The organism is Terriglobia bacterium (genome assembly GCA_020073085.1).
In the GTDB taxonomy this organism is placed as follows: Bacteria; Acidobacteriota; Terriglobia; order JAIQFV01; family JAIQFV01; genus JAIQFV01.
This window is the reverse complement of record JAIQFV010000005.1, coordinates 83,885-101,928: the sequence shown is the minus strand read 5'-3', so window position 1 is coordinate 101,928 and position 18,044 is coordinate 83,885. Positions and strand designations below refer to the sequence as shown.

Sequence of the window (18,044 nt, the reverse complement as noted above, 5' to 3'; positions counted from 1 at the left end):
CTGCGATGTCTCAACCTATTGAATCCCGGTCTTCAGAACCTTTTGTGACGCTGTCCCTTGAGGACTATACGCATCCGGCCCCGCGACGTCCGAAGTATTGGCTCCATGGCCTGTTATTTGTGGGAACGATCTTCACAACTCTTGTCGTCGGCTCGGCGCTGGCCCTCGCGTTTCATTCCCAAAACAGCGTCGATCCCTCGCTCGATTTCTTCCTGACGATTTTCTTTCATCCCTCCATTCTGCTGGCGGGTGTTCCTTTCTCCTTTACCCTGCTGGGAATTCTTCTGGCCCATGAGATGGGGCACTATATCGCCTGCAGGATCTATCGAATCGACGCCACCCTTCCTTATTTCATTCCAGCCCCAACCTTGATTGGAACCCTGGGCGCGTTCATCCGGATTAAAGGCCCAATCACCCATCGTAAAGCCCTCTTCGACATCGGTGTGGCCGGACCCATCGCCGGGTTCGTATTTGCGGTGCCGGCCCTTGTGATGTCCCTGATGTTCTCCAAAGTGGTCCCCATTTCCGCAGGGACTGGGAGTTCGATCGCATTTGGCGATCCACTGATTTTTAAGGTGGTGGAAAAGCTTATTCGAATGAAAATCCCCGATGGTTACGACGTCTATCTGCACCCCATCGGATTTGCGGCCTGGGTCGGAGTTTTTGCAACCGCACTCAATTTGCTCCCTATTGGTCAGCTCGACGGCGGGCACATTTTGTACTCCGTCTTCGGAAAGAGGCATTTGCTCCTCTCGCGTATTTTTGTGATCACTTTGATACCATTGGGCGTTGTCTATTGGGGGGGATGGCTGTTCTGGGCGGGCATTATGCTGGTGTTGGGAACGCGCCATCCTCGCCTCATTGATGAGGAGATCCAGCTTGGTCCCGGCCGTCAGTGGCTGGCCTTTGTTTCGCTGATTATTTTTGTCCTCTGCTTTACTCTGTCGCCGATTTCCTTCCGATAGAGCGATTTCAATGATGAGATCCTGACGGCCTCCCAATCAACCTCCTGATCCAAAGAGACCTCCCCTCAAAAACACGGCCGCGAGGTACGCGATCCGACCTCAAGGCAAGAGTGCCGATTTCTCGTCGCCCCACGAGAGATTTCTGAGCATGGCAAGACCCCTTTGAATCTCGCTCTTCTTAAAACACACCACTAACCAGAGGGCCAGGACAGCGACTGCGGCTGCGGCTGAGACGGGCAGCGTGGCATGGGCCGCCCAGGCGATCGACGCGAGAGCCACAACCGACAGCCCGATCAACTTCAGGTTCGCGGCGTTGAGGCCGATCCTCATGCTTCGCCTCGCGAAAAGTGCGAACCCGACGGACGTTACAAAATACGCTCCAAGGAATGCGATCGCTACTCCTACAAGACCCACACGCCCCAAAAGGTAATAACTGGAACCGATGAAAACCGCATCCCAGAAAAGATCCAATACCAGCCAGGCGATGAGACGCGGGCGGGACAGCAGCGCGACCCCGAAGACATAGGCCACGACCTTGAAGAAATCTCCGATCAACTGAATTTCCAACAAACTCACGCTGGGAAGAAACTGGGGAGAATACAGCAGCAAGACCAGAAATCTTTTCAAGACAAGGAGGGCAGAGATAATCGGGACAATGGCCAGTACCGAAGCCCGCAGCGTGTGGTTCAATTCAGCAGACAGAGCCGATTCCTCTCGAAGCGCGCTCATCGTCGGCAAGCTGTAAGTCATCAGCGAAATCAAGACGATATTCAAGTACTGGAGCGTGAGTCCATAAGGCACCTGATAGAGTCCAACCCCGTGCTCTCCAAATCTCTGTTGGATCAGCTTGCGGACCATCAGAAATGTCAGGCTTTGAAAAACGTTGAGCAGGAAGGTTGCGACCCCAAAGGCCGCAAGCGAGCGGGCCACGCGCGAGTCAAATCCCCGGAAAGAGAGGGCCCGAATTACCCCCAGACCCGGGATTCTCCCGTGATAGAACAGGAGGGTCAGGATCAGAACCGCCACTGATTGTAAAACCAGAAGCAGCACCACTCCGGTCACGTGGTATTTCCATACCAGCGGGGCGACCAGCAACACGGTGATGAAGCCCCCCCCCGCTGTAATGAGCGCGATCTCACGGATCGCCTTGAACCCATTCAGGACGGAGGTCAAGGATTGGCTCAGGGTCAGACACGGAATGCTTAATGCCACCAGTTGTACGTAAGTCGCGTAGCGCGCGTCCCCCATGAGCCAGATGGATAGATTTTTCGACGCCGCGATCAGGGCCAGCGACACCGTAACGGACAGCCAGAAGGTCGGCGAGAATGCGGTGACTTTAAGCCGGTCAATCCCTTCCCCTTCACCCCGGGAGAGGTTCTGGCTGGTCATCTTAACTACCCCACTCCCAACCCCCAGATTGCTCACCGAGGAGGCCAGCTGAACCAGGTTGTAGAGGTAGGAGATCACCCCTAATCCGGCAGTTCCCACCAGCACTGCGACAATCTTGACGCGCACAGCGTTGGCGAGAAGGCTGAAAGCGGCGGCGCCCCCTGTCATCGTGCTTGCCTTGAGTATTCTCTTCATGATCGCTTCTGTTTCGGACCAACGAAGAAGATTGTTCTCCTCTGGAGAATTAACAATGAGCGCGTTTCGCTTTTTCGCCGGATGTCATGGGCAGCCCGGAGAACGAGCTGGTGCATGGCTGATAGAGGACTTCCAAGTACTGAAATGGATTGCAACGAAGGAGATCCTGCCTGAGATTTCCAGGGCGTTCGCGGGAGGATGTTTTCCCACCGGTTCATCCCCAAGTCTCTCCTGATCGCGCCTATTCTACACTGATTTGAAATGCATCCCGGCAAATAAACAGCGGTCGTCCCGGTTCTCAAGGTCGGGAGGCCGATCCTGGCTACGGTCTATTCGGGGTTGATTCATTTTTCTTGAATGTGTTATAAAACCTCTTACCGGAGATGCGGTGTCGAATTCGGATGCGCCTGAGGCAGGAAAGGTTCAGGCTTCAGTGGTTCCGCTGAATCACCTCTAAATGCCATGTCGAATGCTGTGGTCAGACAGTTGGAAGCTGAAATCAAAGGGATGGAGCATGAGCTGCATCATGTCCTTCCAAAAGAACTGGAACGGGCCCGCGCACTGGGTGATTTAAGGGAGAACGCCGAATACCAGGCGGCCAAGGAACGGAAGGATTACCTGATGCTGCGGCTAGCCCAAATGAAGAAGCGACTGGCAGACGCCTCCATGGTGAATTTCGACCGGATTCCCCGCGGCGAAATCGCATTTGGCTCGACCGTGACCCTGAAAGACTTGCAACGTGACACCGAAGTCGTCTATACGCTGGTCTCCGCCGAAGAATCTGATGTCAGCCAAGGGAAGATCTCTATCAGTTCGCCCATCGGGCGCAGCCTGTTAGGCAAAAAGATCGGGGACGCGATCGAGGTCCGCACTCCAGCGGGGGTCCGGGAATTTGAGGTCTTGAAGATGATGACCATTCATGATTCCAAGCCCTGAGCTCTGCCGGCACAACCGCCATCACCCATCATGATCACTCATACCATCGGCGTGGTTTGTCAATGGATCATCGACCGGATCGTTTATGTCCTGTCCCTGCTCCGGATCAGCCCGAACATGCTGACGATTGTCGGACTGCTCATTAATCTCTATGCCGCCTACCTGTTTGCCGAGGACCGCTTTCTAGTCGCGGGCGGGGTGGTGATTTTTGCGGGGTTGTTTGACATGTTGGACGGCCAGGTCGCCCGGCTGACCAACCGCGTTTCCGACTTCGGCGCCTTCCTGGATTCCGTGATTGACCGGTACTCCGATGTGGTGCTGTTCATCGGTCTGCTCATCTACTATGCCCGGGCGAGGCGATTTTTCTACGTCGTCCTGGTGGCCATTGTGATGGCTGGCTCGGTGATGGTGAGTTATACCCGAGCCCGGGCGGAATCGCTCATCGCTCAATGCAAGGTGGGATTCCTGGAGCGGCCAGAGCGGATCGTGTTGATTATCATCGGGGCCCTTTTCAATCGAATGGCCGCCGTCTTGTGGGTGATTGCGGTGCTCTCCAATGTCACAGTATTTCACCGTTGCCTGTATACCTGGAAGGAAACCCTCAATAGCCCGAAGGTGAGCTGATAGCTGACTGCTGGTTCCTCCCCCATGTCCATCCAGACCAAGGCTGAGCTTGCCCTGCTCGGAATCACCTTTATCTGGGGCACCAGCTTCACCATCGTCAAAGATGCCATCGCCCGGATCGATGCCCTGGAATTTCTGGCCCTGCGGTTTCTTGTGGCCACTCTCGTCTTGGTCGTTCTCTTCCGGGGGGATCTCAGAAAGAGTCAAAAGAGTGACCTGGTTGCCGCGGTCTGGATTGGGTTGCTTCTCTGGGTGGGCTTTACTCTTCAGGTCAAAGGGTTGGAACTGACAACTCCCTCAAAATCGGCCTTCGTCACGGGATTTTCGGTCATCCTTGTTCCTCTCTTTGAAGGGGTCCTCAAGCGGAAGATTCCCTCCGCGGTCAATCTGCTATGCGCAGCATGCGCGCTGGTCGGCCTGTATCTGCTCACGGGTACGCGTTCGCTCCGTCCCATCGACTGGGGAATCTTCCTGACCTTCCTTTGTGCCGTGGGTTTTGCAATTCATGTCATCGTGGTCGGCCACTATGCGCGCGCCCGAAATCTCAAGGTCCTCGTGGTCGGTCAAATTGGCGTGACCGCAGTGGCTTCCAGCGTCCTTTCGATGAGGAACGGAATTCCGCCCTTGCACCTCTCAGGAAGGATTGTGGCGGCAATCCTGGTGACCGCCATCCTGGCAACCGCCCTCGCCTTCTATACACAGAACTGGGCTCAGAAACATACCCTTCCCTCAAGAACCGCCCTCATCTTCAGCATGGAGCCGGTCTTTGCCGCGGTGGTCACCTACTACGCTCTCCATGAGCGCTGGAATGCGCAAATGGCGGCTGGGTGCGGCCTGATCTTTATCGGAATCATCGCCTCCGAGATTCGCAGCAAGGAAAAGATATCCATCGAGCCCATGGCCTAGTGGGATCCTCATGAAGCAGTGTCGACCGGATCGGCTGGGGTATTCTCGCGCCGAGTGGGTCACCTTCCTGGCAGCCTGAGTTCCGGATTTCGAAATCCGGGATTTTCTCCACTGAGCGATGGGCCTCCAGAGACGCCACGAAGAGGACATTTCGTGCGGCGGCACCCAAGCGCAGGATGTAGAATGAATTTTGAGAATGAATTTTGAGACTCGCCTAAAGAAGAGTCCGCGTGCTAAAATGCACGGTAACTGTTTGCATGCGAGGGTCCGTGTTACGGCCGGGTTTTCCGGCCTGGAGGGACAAGAGAAACGGGTTGCAGAGGAGCATTTCATGGTTAGAATGATTGAGCGGTGGAAGGAAATTTCGAAACAGAAAGCGTTGCTTTCGGGCCTGGTCATTTTTTCGACACTGGCCGTGGGAATCTTAATCGGGACCCTTGTGACTCATGGAGTGCGGGCCGACAAAAAGGCCGCGGCCGACGCCACACCGCTCACAATTCCTGCTCCTCGACAACTCTCGTCACAATTCTCTCAAGTTGCCAAGACCGTCGAGCCAGCGGTGGTTAATATTACGGCTGACCTGAAGATCAAGCCCGACCGCAATCGGCTTCGGAGGACCCCCGGGCCGAACCAGTTTGACGACCCCTTTGATTTTTTCCACTTTTTCGAGGGGCCCCAGCCGCCCGAAGGCTTTGTTGCCCCAGTTTCCGGGTCCGGCTTCGTTGTCGACAAGAAGGGCTACATCATGACCAACAACCATGTGGTCAAGGATGCCGAACGGATTACCGTTAAATTGGCCAATGGCGACGTGTACAAGAACGTCAAGGTGATCGGGGCCGATCCGGAAACCGATTTGGCGGTCATCAAGATTGAGCCTCGAGCCGAATTATCGGTCGCAAAGTTCGGCAATTCGGACAGCGTCAACGTCGGCGATTGGGCTTTGGCCGTGGGGAGTCCATTCGGGCTGGAGCAAACCTTGACGGCCGGCATCATCAGCGCGAAGAACCGCGATCAGATCGATCCCGGAGCGCAGTTTAAGAAGTTCCTCCAAACCGATGCGGTGATCAACCCCGGCAACAGCGGCGGCCCGCTCATCAACATGGATGCCGAAGTCATCGGAATCAACACCTCCATCGCCACAAACACCGGCGTGTGGCAGGGCTATGGATTCGCCCTTCCATCCAACACGGCCATCAAGGTTTACAATCAACTCATTGAACGCGGACGCGTGGAACGCGGCTCGATCGGCATTTCGCATACGGGCCGGCCGCAGAGCGAAGTGGTCCTCAAATCATTTGGTGCGAAGGATGGAAAAGGGGTCGTCGTCGAAAATGTTGAGAAGGATGGTCCTGCCGAGAAAGCCGGGTTGAAGCGGGGCGACGTGATCCGCACCATCGACGGGAAGTTTATCAGCAATTGGGATGATCTCGTACAAGTTGTCGCGGATACCCCGCTTGAGAAAACGGTGACGGTGAAGTATTTGCGCGACGGGCAGGATCAGACCGCCCAGGTCACCATTCTCGATCGATGCAAGGTTTTCCCGGACCGGTGCGGCGAGCCAACGGTCACCACGGGAGAAGACAAGGAATCCGGCCAGGTCAAATTTGGAATGACGATTCAAAACGTCTCTCCCCAAATAGCTCGTCAACTCAACCTGAAGGAAGTGGATGGCGCCTTGATCACTCGAGTTGAGCCCGGCAGCGTGGCCGATGATGTCGGGCTGCAGCGGTATGATGTCATCCTGGAAATCAATCGTGAGCCGGTCCATAACATTACCGATTTTCGTCGGATCGAAGCCAAGTTGAAGTCAGGTGACGATGTCATGTTCCTGTTCTGGCGGGCGCAGGACAAAGGGCAAGGGACCACGACTTACGTGGGGACGACCCTGCCATAAAGGTCCTGACCTGCGGAACAGTTCTTCGAAGAAGCCTGCGTGAAACCTCCCAAGAGGTTCTCCTTTGGGCGGGCCGCAACCGGAACAGCGAGGAGCGTCAGTCAAGCCCTGTGGTTGCCCCGGTCGTCCGGAAGCTGAGATTGAATTATCAAAGCGTTAGGTTTTCCCGGGACAACGCGCTCGAGAGCCAAGGCATCCAACACCCAAAGGCACCAAGGGACCTAAGGAAGGAGAGGATTTTCATGAAGAAGAGATTAGCTCTTGCGTATTTCACTCTTGTCTTTGCGTTGGGGACGTTCGGGGTGGTTGCTTTTGCACAGCCTCGCGGTGATGACAACTCCGCGACGGTCACGGTTCAAGAGGGTACGAACCTTCGGGTCGCGCTCGACACGACTCTCTCGACCAAGTCCGCCCGCGTGGGGGACAGGTTTAGCGCCACACTTCGTGAACCGATTTACGTCAATGGCAAAGAGGCGATTCCTTATGGGACGCGGGTCGACGGCCGCGTCGCCGAGGTTCAGCGCCCAGGACGAACCCATGGCGTCGGAAAATTGGATATCGCCTTTGAGAAGATTCAACTGCCGAACGGCTACACGGAGACGATTGTGGCCTCCACAACCGGCGCAGAAACGTCCGATAAGACCAAGGTCGGCAAAGAAGGCACCATCTCCGGTCCATCATCCAGGAAACGGGATGCCGGCGAGGTCGCCGGCGCGGGTGGGGTCGGCGCGGGGATAGGAGCAATTGCGGGTGGGGCCAAGGGAACCGCTATTGGCGGAGGCGTGGGCGCCATCATTGGGCTTGCCGATTCCATGCGGCGACGCGGCAAGGACCTCGAACTGCCCGCGGGAACTTCCCTGGTAATCCGTCTGGATCGCCCGCTCACCATGCAGGTCCCGGTCAATAGATAGTCCGACGGGGTTCCCTCCGGACAGTAGAAAAAGGGCGCTCCCCTTTGGCAGATCACGGCGGAGCGCTCTTCCAGTAAGGGCGGAGTGGGTTGAGCGTCCTTCCTCTTTCAGGTCCGTCCTCTCTACCCCGTCAATTTGTGAATGTGTCAGCCAACCCGTTTCAAATGTGCCCAATTCTTATACTTCGAAATTCGGAGGGAACCTTGCGGCCGGTCATGCTTGTTAGCCTTTTCGTGCTGTTGCTTGGACTGAGTGCCCCTCCCGTGTCAGCTCAGTCCCGGAATGAAAGTTCAAAGGCTCTCCCCAACTCAAGAACCTCCCGTCTGAAGGTTCATTCCCGGGCAAAGAAGCCGTCTTCTTCCCTCCAGCAAAATAAAGGAAAGTCGTTCAGTTCCAAGAAGAAAACCTCCCGAAAGAAACGGTCCGCGAGGCCGAAAGGACAACTCAAACCGGATGCCGAGCGCACCCGCGAGATTCAAGAAAAGCTCATTGATTCAGGGGCGATGGCGGGACCTTCGAATGGAGTATGGGATTCCCAGCAGATGGAGGGGGCGATCCGGAAGTTCCAACAAATGCATGGGCTGAATGCCACCGGGAAATTGGATGTCAAGACGCTGAAAGCGATGGGGCTGAAGTCCTGATGGAGATTACTTCCGCTGGAGTCGGGCCTCGATGGCGGGCAAGGCCTTCAGAACCGTCTCCCCGACAATCTGAAGACTCCGGGGACTGCACTTGTCCGCCGTGTCCTGCTCACTGTGCCAGTAGACATTGGAGAACCCGTAGTCAAAATCAATGAGGTCCATGGCGGGGATGCCCTCCTGCAAAAAGGGAAAGTGATCGTCCCCTCCAATCGAAAAAGACTCCGGCAAGAAATTTTTCTTGTAGCCCAGATCGGCCGCTGAGTTCCAGAGAATGTCAACCAGCCAGGGCGTGGAATTGCTTTCCTTCAACAGGTTCAGATCGCGATCTCCAATCATATCCACCAAGAGCATGGCCTTGATCTTCGAGAGCTGGCTGGACGATTTCATGTATTGTACAAAGTAACGGCTTCCGTAAAGGCTGTCCGTGTCGGTCCATTCGTGCACGGCTTCCTCCCCATCAAAGAACACACACCAGACGGTGAAGGGATTCTTCCGACGCTTCAAGTTCCCTGCCATCTCTAGAAGAAAGGCCGCACTGGATCCCCCGTCGTTCGCCCCGACAAAACGGAAGGTTTCGAAGAGTTTCGTGTCGTAATGGCCTCCAAGAACGATGATCTCAGAAGAAACGCCCGGAATTTTCGCGATCAGATTGTTCATCGAAACCGGCCCACGGGGCGTCGTTGCGAGAAACGGCTGCTCTTCAACCGCAATCCCCTGCTGTTTGAGGGTCTGGAGGATGAATTTTTGAGTGGCGACATTAGCCTCTGAACCTGAAGGTCGCGGTCCCACCTCAACCATGGCCTTCAGATACTCATAGGCCCGGGTTCCGTTAAACACACGACCCGGATTTGCTTCCTTGCCCGCGGGGCTCGCCGTCGAGTCCGTTGCCGAAAAATTGCTGGATGGCTTACCACACGCGACGAGCGATGTGATGAACCACATTGCGACGACAGTTCGCAAAAAACATCTCATGATCTCTTCTTGGCACGCTTGCGGGCAAACATCCAGGAAATCGGAATTCCCATCAGGTAGAGACCCAGCATGGGAGCCATGAAGAGCAGCATGGTGGGGATGTCTGTGGTAGGAGTAATGATTGCAGCGAGGACCGCAATGATGAGCATCGCATATTGAAAATTCTTCCAGAGGAATCGCGGGGTGATCAGTCCGAACGCCGATAGCACCATGATGAGGACCGGAAGCTGGAAGATGATCCCCAGTCCGATCAATACCATGCTCGCCAGGTCGAAGTACTCGCTGATGGTCACCTGAGGCTTGAAACTCGGGGCGTAACCGATCAGAAACTTGAGCGTGTAGGGAAACGCCAGATAATACCCGAAACTCCCACCCGCGACAAACAGGACCGAGGAGAACAACACAAAAGGCAGGGCAAACCGCTTTTCATTCTTATAAAGACCGGGGGAGATGAAGAGCCATAACTGCCACAGGAGCCAGGGGGATGCCAGGAAAATGCCCCCGATGAAACCCAGCTTCATGGACAGGGTAAAGGGCTCGGTGGGGTTAAGATAGATGAGCTTCTCGCCCCCCAACACGTCATTGATGGGCCTGGCCAGAAAGTTATAGATCTGCTCCCAGTAGCCCCAGCAGACGAAAAAGGCAACAGCAAATCCGACAATGGAGTACAGGATGCGCCGGCGCAGCTCCTCCAGGTGGTCAAAAAAAGACATCCTGCCTTCAGCGGTTTGGTTCGGCTCTGGTTCGGCGGTCATCCGTGGTTAGGGGTGCTTCCTTCAGTGGGAGTTGGAATTTCTTTCGCTGGAACGGCTTCGGATTTGACCTCTGTCTTGGCCTCAGGCTTGGTGTCGAGAACACCCTCGAGGAGTTTGGCGGGTTCACCGAAGGCATCCTTGGCGGAAGTTTGGACGGTACTAATCTCCTCTTCGAGCGAACTCTTCAACTCGTTGGAGGCTCTCTTGAATTCAGCAAGTCCTTTCCCGATCGTCTTGCCCAACTCCGGCAACTTCTTGGGGCCAAAGATGAGCAGCGCCAGGACAAAGATGAAAATCAGTTCAGGCATCCCGAGATTCATAGTCCCCTCAACGCACTACCGCCTTAACAGAATCTTCTCCCGCTCCAATCCCGTTGATGATATTTCAAGCATGCAGTGAAGTCAAGAGAAGCTCAAGACACCTTTCAGCACTCAGCCATCAGCCGTCGCCTGACAGCGGATCGCTGACGGTTAAGTTCCCAACACATTCATATCCCACAGGAAACCCTCTGTGCTATACTTTGTTTTGTATTTTCAAGGAGATTGACTACATGAAACTTGGACGCCGTGGATGGATATTGATTCTGGTGATTGCCGCATGCTCCCTTCTGGGAGGGACACTCGGCAAGTATGCGCTGGCCACTTCAGCCAGCTCTCCCGACGATTTGGAAGGAGTCACGAAGTCCTTTTCACAGGTGCTTGACCTGGTAGAAGCCAACTACGCCGAAAAGGTCGATCCTCAAAAGTCGGTTTACAGCGCTATCAATGGAATGTTAAGGACCCTTGATCCCCATTCCACCTTTTTTGACGCCAAGGCCTTTAGTGCCCTCCGTGAAGAACAAACGGGAAAGTACTTTGGCGTCGGAATGACGGTCGCTTCACGCAACGGAAAGGTGGTCGTGGTGGCGCCCTTCGTGGGATCGCCTGCCTACCGCGCAGGGATCCGGCCCGGCGATGTTATCGCCCGGGTCAATGACAAATCCACGGATAACCTCTCCACCACCGAGGTGGCCAGTCTCCTCAAAGGACCCAAAGGCACGATGGTCAAGGTGACGGTGGTGCGAGAAGGCGCCAAAGAACCTTTTGAATTTACGATCACCCGGGACGAGATTCCACGGCGGAGCATCGATTTCGCCTATCGTTTGGATGGGGGAATCGGCTACATCCGGATTAATAATTTCAATGAAACAACGGACAAGGAACTTACCGATAAACTGCAGGCCATCGGGGAAGACTCCCTGAAAGGACTGATTGTGGACCTTCGTGACAATCCCGGAGGCCTGTTGAACGAAGGGGTCCGCGTGGCAGACACGTTTCTGAATAAGGGGCAGCTTATCGTCTACACCAAAGGACGGAACCACCCGGAACAGCGGTTTACCGCCCCGCATGGGAATGGCAATCATCATTATCCGCTGGTGGTCCTGATCAACTCGGGCAGTGCCAGCGCGGCGGAGATTGTCGCGGGCGCGATTCAAGACCATGATCGCGGCTTGATTGTGGGAGAAACCAGCTTCGGAAAGGGATTGGTTCAGACGGTCTATCCTCTTGATGACCATACAGGTTTGGCCCTGACCGTTGCCAAGTGGTATACCCCGAGCGGGCGGCTCATCCAACGCGATTATCACCATCAGTCTTTCTTCGATTACTTCTACGGGAAGAAGGACGACCAGAATCAACCCACCATGATCAAGTTGACCGACAGCGGCCGCGAGATGTTTGGCGGGGGAGGCATCACTCCTGATGTCAAGGTTCGATCCCCTGAAGTGAACTCCTTCCAGACCCTGCTCGTTCAAAAATATGCGTTCTTCAACTTTGCGAGCCATTTCCTCGCAGAACACGAGAGGATCGGCAAAGACTTTGAAATCAACGAACCGGTGCTGAACGACTTCCGTAAATTCCTGGACTCCGAGAAGATCCGGTTTCAAGAGGCCGACATTCAGGAAAACCTCGATTTCATTAAACGCACCCTCAAGTACCAGCTCTTCCTATCCCAGTTCGGACAAGTCGAGGCTTACCGCACGACCCTGGACTCGGACGAACAGGTCCAGAAGGCCGTTGCAGTCATGCCCGAGGCGAGGTCACTGGCTGAAAGTGCGCGGCGAGCCATTGCTGAGCGAGTGGCAAAGTAATCCCTCAGTAAAACTCCATCGATAAGTGGTTCGATTGCTGTGGGGCGCTCCGGTCCGCGGTGGATCGGGGCGCCTGCCGACTCAGTTTGGGGAAGGAGACTCATGTCTCGTCACGCATCCGTTCATGCCTTGCTCCCGTTGGCTCTCTGGTTCCTGTTTTGCCCTATCCGACCTCTCCAGGCCCAGGCGGAGTTCGATCCGAAGGTCCCTACACCCCAATCGGTGATCGGGCACAGCGTCGGAGAACAGTTCACGCATTTTTTCCAGGCTGAACAATTTTACCGGGCCGTAGCAGCAAAGAGCGACCGGGTCAGGCTTGTCAAATATGGAGAAACCTATGAGGCCCGCTCCCTCTATCTCCTGATCATCTCGGCCCCCGAGAATCTTAAGCGCCTCGACATCATTCAGAAAAACCTGCAAGCCCTCAGCGATCCTCGGAGGACAAACCCTGCGGCCGCTGAGACTCTTTTCTCGACGACTCCGCCGGTATGCTGGCTGAGCTACAACGTCCATGGAAACGAGTCCTCCAGCGCCGAGGCTGCGTTTGCAGTGATCTACCGTTTGGCCGCGGGCAATGATCCGGACACCCGGTTCATATTGGAAAACGCCGTCACCATCATTGATCCCCTGGTCAATCCCGACGGGCATGAGCGCTATGTCAATTTTTACGAGCAACAAGTCGGAATCCGTCCCAATCCGGATCCCAATGCAGCTGAACACAGTGAAAATTGGCCTGGGGGCCGATTCAATCATTACCTATTCGACTTGAATCGGGATTGGGCCTGGCAGACGCAACGCGAAACGCAGGACCGGATCCGGATGTACCGGCAATGGAACCCCCAGGTGCATGTCGACTACCACGAGATGGGGGCGGAATCCACCTATTACTTCCCTCCGAACGCGCTTCCGATCAATACCAACATTTCATCCCAGGTTGTCAAATGGCTGAAGATCTTTGGCGAGGAGAACGCAAAAGCGTTTGATGCGCACGGATGGCAGTATTTTACCCATGAAGACTTCGATCTGTTTTATCCCGCCTATGGGGACTCGTGGCCGGCCTTCAACGGGGCGGTCGGAATGACCTATGAGCAGGCCGGCGGTGGAATGGGCGGACTCCGGTTCAAACGACGCGATGAAACCTTCCTTACACTCCGGGACCGCGTCGACCATCACGTCACCAGTTCGATGAGCACCTTGCTGACGACTGCCCATAATCGAGAGGCCCTGCTGCGGGATTACTATAAGGGGAAACAGGAGTCCATCGACCAGGGGCAGCGCGGTCCGGTGAAGACCTATTTGATTCCGGTCGGCCCTGACCCTGAACGAGAGGCATCGCTGGTCAACCTGCTTCTCTCGCAAGGTATCGAGGTGCTGAAGGCAACTCAGAATTTCACCGTCCCCGGCATCCATGACTATTTTGGGGCGACCCTGCCGGAGCGACAATTTCCTGAGGGGACGCATATAGTCCGGGTCGCCCAGCCGCTGGGTCGGCTTGTTCGCGCCCTGCTGGAGCCAGACGCCACACTAAAGGAAAAGTTTTTTTACGACATTACCGCATGGTCCATGCCCTTGGCCTTTGGAATCGAAGCGTTCTATACCGACAGTGCCGTTTCTGTTTCATCGCAAAACGTGGAGCGGGCCTCCTACGAGGCCGGCGGCGTGGATGGGAAAGCGAGGGCCGCCTACGTATTTGAGTGGAGGACCAATTCCGCAGCCCGGTTGCTCGCCACCCTGCTCCGAGAAGACATTAAAGCTTCGGTGGCGCTCAAACCCTTCGCGATCCAGGGACGACAGTTCATGGCCGGTTCGATCGTGGTTCCCGTCGCGCGCAATACCGAGACTCTTCACGAGAGGATGGCTTCGGCGGCCAAGGAGTTTCATGTCGCTGTGTACGCGGAAAACACCATGCTCTCCCAGTCCGGAATCGATCTTGGATCCAATTTCGTTCGAGAGATCCGCAAGCCGAAAATCGCCGTCGTGACGGGTCCACCGGTCGCTCCCTCCGAGTACGGCGCCATCTGGAATATGTTCGACAATCAATATGGCATCGAATTCACCCCCCTCAAGATCGATCAACTGCGGGGTGGCGAGTTGAAGGACTACAATGTGCTCATCTTTCCCGATGACATGGGGACGGGGCGCGGCTACTCCCGTTCGATTGACCGCGGCACCACTGATCGGCTCAAGGCCTGGGTTCGTGACGGGGGAACGTTAATTGGCTTGAAGGGTGGCGCCGTGTTTGCAACCGAAAAGAGATCGGGGCTCTCCTCTGTTACATACCACTACGTTTTGAAACGCGATGATGACGCGCGAATGGAGGAGGAGAAAGCCGCGGCTCAACCGGCTCCCGGCGCAACTCCCGCCCGGCCCTCAGAATCAGCACCCGGCCCGCCGCCCCCCGACGAGAAGAGTCGAAAAGAGAATGAGGCCCGGGAACTGGCGGATAAGTTGAAAACCTGGGAACAGAAGGAGGAGAAAACCCAGACCGACCGGATCCCCGGAGCATTGATGAGAATTCAGCTCGACAATACTCACCCGTTGGCTTTTGGTTACGGCAAGGAGGTGGTCGTTGCCAACATGACCAGCCCGATTCTGTCGCTCACCGCCAAGGGTGACAATGTGGGCTACTACCCAAAAGAGAACCTCCGGGTGAGCGGCTTCATCACGGAGGACAACCTGAAGAAGTTTCCCAACACGGCTTACTTGATCCGTGAAACCACCGGACGCGGACATGTCATCCTTTACGGGGACGATCCTAACTTCAGGTCATTCTGGGAAGGCACGTCACGCCTGTTCCTGAATAGCATCTTTTTCGGGGCTGTCGAGAACCCGGATATCCGCTGACGTTGTCCGCCGCAGGGATGGGCAGAAAAGAAGGCCTGCTTTACAGCGGCCCTCGACCTGGCAATGGTTGAAGAACGGTCCCCCACCGCGGCTTCGCGGTCTCTGTGGAGTCTCTCTTTCCCTTTCAAGGCATCAACTTTTTCACCAACCATTTTTGACCATCACTGTTCGCCTCTATGGCGCCTTCGTTGCCTGTCTGATACACGGCGACGTGGTGACGCGCGAGCCGATCGAGCACCTCGGGGCTGGGATGCCCAAAAGGGCTCGGCGATGCGACGGAGATAATGGCAACACCCGGCTTCAACACCTCCAGCATCCCCTCACTGGTCGCAGTTTTGCTGCCATGGTGTGCCACCTTCAACAGAGTGGATCGTACCCCTGACAGCTCCTTAAAGGAGATCCGCTTTTCCATTGCGCTCCCGAGATCAGCCATCAACACCATGGCGGTCTGCCTGAACCGGATGCCCAGGACGACCGCATCCGCATCATTGGATTCTGCCAAATGAGCAATCCCCCGACCCGCTGAAAGGATGAAAGTCTCGGCTCCCCCTTCAGAGAGCTTTTCTCCCTGCCGGACTTTGCGCACCCTCACACCACGGTCGTTTGCTATTTCCAGCAGTTCTCTCACCAGCGGGACAGACGGGAGTTCACCAACCCACAACTCATCCACGGAACACTGCTTCAACACGGGGATCAATCCCGACAAATGGTCGCTATGCGCATGCGTCAGGACGACCCGGTCCAGTCGTTGGATTCTTTGGTTCCACAGGTATGGCAGAAGTACATCCTCGCCAATGTCGATCCGACGTTCCTGCTGACCTTCATGAAAGCCAGCCGCGGCAAGCCCTCCTCCGTCCACTAACATCAATTGACCCTCTGGAAAGTGAACCAGCATTGAATCCCCCTGTCCAACATCCAACACCGTCAGTGTCAATCCCGGAGAGACAGGCTTTGGAGAGAACGGAGAAAGGATGATCATCAACATGGCCGCCATGAGGAGTAAACCACTGACAAGCGTCGTTCTTTGGAATTTGAACCACACGCCACACGCGAAAACGAGGATGAGGACCAAATAAATGAGTTGCAGCAACGCGGGAGGCGTGACGACGCGGAGATTCATGGCCCCTATCGATGCCGCCTGATGGCTGATTCGGATCAACGACATCAATCCAAGAGAGACCCCCCCGGCAAGAAAGTCGGCCATTCCATGGCTGAGGAAGGAGACTGCCAGCTCAACGAGCCCAATCGGCACGATGATCCCCATCAGGGGAACCGCAATGAGATTCAGGAGGGGCGATGACAAGGAGGCTCGATTGAAGTAGACCGCCATCAGCAAGGTAAAGGTGCCTTGGATCGCCATCGAAAAGATGAACAGGGAGGCCACGCGGAGCACCACACGATGGGTCTGAACGTAACACCATCCAATCAGTCTTGGAGAAAGGAATCGAAGGAAACGGCGGTCGTCGAATTTCTCCACTTTAAAGCGCAGGCGCACCCGTTGAGCCGCCCGCGGGGGCGGGAGGTGAACATCCCGCCCCACGTCTTCCAGCTTATCGAGCGCCTGGACCCGGGGGAGTATCCATCGACTTACAAGCGGGGTTCCCATGCTCGCAATGGAAAGGACGCAGGCAAAGGAGAGCTGAAATCCGGGATCATAGACCTGCCCCGGCTGCCAGCAACAGATGAGCACAGCCGCCAGCCCAATTGCATTCAACGGCGAACGGTCTCTTTCCAGGAGCGAGGCGACCAGGTAGGTCGAAGCCATGACCACGGCCCTGACAATCGGAGTCCGGGCCTCAACCATCCATGCATAGGAAACAAGGAACAGAATAATAAACAGGGTCGCAACGGAACGCGGCACTCGGAACCAACGAAGGAGCATGAAGAGGAACCAAGCGATGATTCCCACATGCAGACCGGCGATGACCAGAACGTGATAGATTCCTGTCGCCTGAAAATCCTGCTCCAAAGAGCGGTCCAGAAAGTACCGGTTTCCAAGCAATATCGCCTTCAGGGCAGCCCCCGCAGAAGTCAGCGTTCCCCCCTCATGGGAATAAGCCCGGTCTATTTCAGCGTCCAGACGATGCCGGACCCGGTAAATGAGATCAATCCAAAGGGATCCTTCTTCACTTCCTTTCTTCAGAAGTAAACGCTGTGACTTGATGTTTCCTACGAGAAAGATCCCCTCTCGCTCCAATTGGGCGGCATAGTCAAAACTCCCCGGATTGCGAAAACCCTTCGGTTTGCGCAATGAAACGAGGGCCTCGACCCTGTCTCCGTACCGGAGTGGATATGGCATCGGTAAGCCATTCAACTGATTCATGGGCAGGGCAAGGCGCACGTCGCCGGCGACAGAATAAAATCTTCTCGCGTTTTCAAGACTGTGCACTTGAAATCGGAGAAGATATCCAAAAGGGGTCTTCACCGGGTCACGATTCACCGTGCCCACCACTCTTGACGGCTGGCTCAAGTCAAGTTGTTTGAGCGCCAGTCTCACCTTCAGATGATGGGGAGGAAAATCGGCCGCATCAACCGCCACCCAGAGAACCCCCAGCACCGCAAACATCAGGGACACCGAGAGACACACGAGAAGCGGCGCGTTCCTCCGGTGGGCGATGATTCCCAGGATGAAGAGTCCTATCGTGATAAAGAGGAGCAGGAGCAGATGGGCCGCCACCCAAGGTGAGAGTGCAATGCCCGCACAGAAACTTGATGCAACCCAAAGCAGCGGGGCTTTCATAGCTCAACAGAGGGGGGAAATGGAAGTTTGCGGGGGACTGAAAATCAATAACGGTCAATTTTATCAGGTATTCGTCTAAATGCAAAAGCTCCCAGGGAGCTGGAACGTTTCTTTCGGAGAGTTTCGGCGGGATGGTCGTCCTTT

Annotated in this window: 14 protein-coding genes; 9 read left to right on the top strand and 5 right to left on the bottom strand. The window is 55.5% G+C overall.

Annotation, left to right across the window (positions count from 1 at the left end):
- Positions 1-44: 44 nt before the first annotated feature.
- Positions 45-965, top strand: coding sequence for a site-2 protease family protein (locus LAO21_07190; GenBank protein MBZ5552488.1), 921 nt, complete (start codon positions 45-47; stop codon positions 963-965).
- Positions 966-1,064: 99 nt separating this feature from the next.
- Here the strand turns inward: LAO21_07190 and LAO21_07185 are convergent, their stop codons facing one another.
- Positions 1,065-2,549 carry an oligosaccharide flippase family protein gene (locus LAO21_07185; GenBank protein MBZ5552487.1) on the bottom strand — a complete coding sequence of 495 codons (1,485 nt, stop codon included), beginning with the start codon at positions 2,547-2,549 and terminating at the stop codon, positions 1,065-1,067.
- Positions 2,550-3,011: 462 nt separating this feature from the next.
- On the opposite strand from LAO21_07185, the gene LAO21_07180 reads away from it, so the two are divergent.
- The 6 genes from LAO21_07180 to LAO21_07155 all read left to right on the top strand — a co-directional run bounded on the left by LAO21_07180 (position 3,012) and on the right by LAO21_07155 (position 8,461).
- Entirely contained in the window at positions 3,012-3,485 is a 474-nt protein-coding gene (locus tag LAO21_07180) for a transcription elongation factor GreA (GenBank protein ID MBZ5552486.1), read from the top strand.
- Between the two features lie 30 nt (positions 3,486-3,515).
- On the top strand, positions 3,516-4,109 hold the full coding sequence (locus tag LAO21_07175) for a CDP-alcohol phosphatidyltransferase family protein (protein ID MBZ5552485.1): 594 nt from the start codon (positions 3,516-3,518) through the stop codon (positions 4,107-4,109).
- A gap of 24 nt (positions 4,110-4,133) precedes the next feature.
- Complete coding sequence (locus tag LAO21_07170) at positions 4,134-5,015, top strand: DMT family transporter (protein MBZ5552484.1); 882 nt, start codon at positions 4,134-4,136, stop codon at positions 5,013-5,015.
- A 331-nt stretch (positions 5,016-5,346) separates the two neighbouring features.
- Positions 5,347-6,909 carry a Do family serine endopeptidase gene (locus LAO21_07165; GenBank protein MBZ5552483.1) on the top strand — a complete coding sequence of 521 codons (1,563 nt, stop codon included), beginning with the start codon at positions 5,347-5,349 and terminating at the stop codon, positions 6,907-6,909.
- A 242-nt stretch (positions 6,910-7,151) separates the two neighbouring features.
- Positions 7,152-7,820 (top strand): hypothetical protein, encoded by a 669-nt coding sequence (locus LAO21_07160; GenBank protein MBZ5552482.1) that lies wholly within the window; start codon positions 7,152-7,154, stop codon positions 7,818-7,820.
- Positions 7,821-8,035: 215 nt separating this feature from the next.
- Positions 8,036-8,461 carry a peptidoglycan-binding protein gene (locus LAO21_07155; protein MBZ5552481.1) on the top strand — a complete coding sequence of 142 codons (426 nt, stop codon included), beginning with the start codon at positions 8,036-8,038 and terminating at the stop codon, positions 8,459-8,461.
- 6 nt (positions 8,462-8,467) lie between these two features.
- Here the strand turns inward: LAO21_07155 and LAO21_07150 are convergent, their stop codons facing one another.
- From LAO21_07150 to tatA, 3 genes are read right to left on the bottom strand one after another with little or no spacing between them, the layout of a single operon-like run.
- On the bottom strand, positions 8,468-9,433 hold the full coding sequence (locus tag LAO21_07150; protein MBZ5552480.1) for a M28 family peptidase: 966 nt from the start codon (positions 9,431-9,433) through the stop codon (positions 8,468-8,470).
- Positions 9,430-10,146: a twin-arginine translocase subunit TatC gene (tatC, locus tag LAO21_07145; GenBank protein ID MBZ5552479.1), complete on the bottom strand. Its 717-nt coding sequence runs from the start codon at positions 10,144-10,146 to the stop codon at positions 9,430-9,432. Before tatC ends, LAO21_07150 begins: the two co-directional genes overlap by 4 nt.
- 38 nt (positions 10,147-10,184) lie before the next feature.
- Positions 10,185-10,508, bottom strand: coding sequence for a twin-arginine translocase TatA/TatE family subunit (gene tatA / locus LAO21_07140; GenBank protein MBZ5552478.1), 324 nt, complete (start codon positions 10,506-10,508; stop codon positions 10,185-10,187).
- Positions 10,509-10,738: 230 nt separating this feature from the next.
- On the opposite strand from tatA, the gene LAO21_07135 reads away from it, so the two are divergent.
- Both LAO21_07135 and LAO21_07130 read left to right on the top strand, forming a co-directional pair.
- Positions 10,739-12,316 (top strand): S41 family peptidase, encoded by a 1,578-nt coding sequence (locus tag LAO21_07135; protein MBZ5552477.1) that lies wholly within the window; start codon positions 10,739-10,741, stop codon positions 12,314-12,316.
- A gap of 102 nt (positions 12,317-12,418) precedes the next feature.
- Positions 12,419-15,160, top strand: coding sequence for a hypothetical protein (locus LAO21_07130; GenBank protein ID MBZ5552476.1), 2,742 nt, complete (start codon positions 12,419-12,421; stop codon positions 15,158-15,160).
- Between the two features lie 124 nt (positions 15,161-15,284).
- Here LAO21_07130 and LAO21_07125 read toward each other — a convergent pair whose 3' ends face one another.
- Complete coding sequence (locus tag LAO21_07125; GenBank protein ID MBZ5552475.1) at positions 15,285-17,900, bottom strand: ComEC/Rec2 family competence protein; 2,616 nt, start codon at positions 17,898-17,900, stop codon at positions 15,285-15,287.
- Positions 17,901-18,044: the final 144 nt, after the last annotated feature.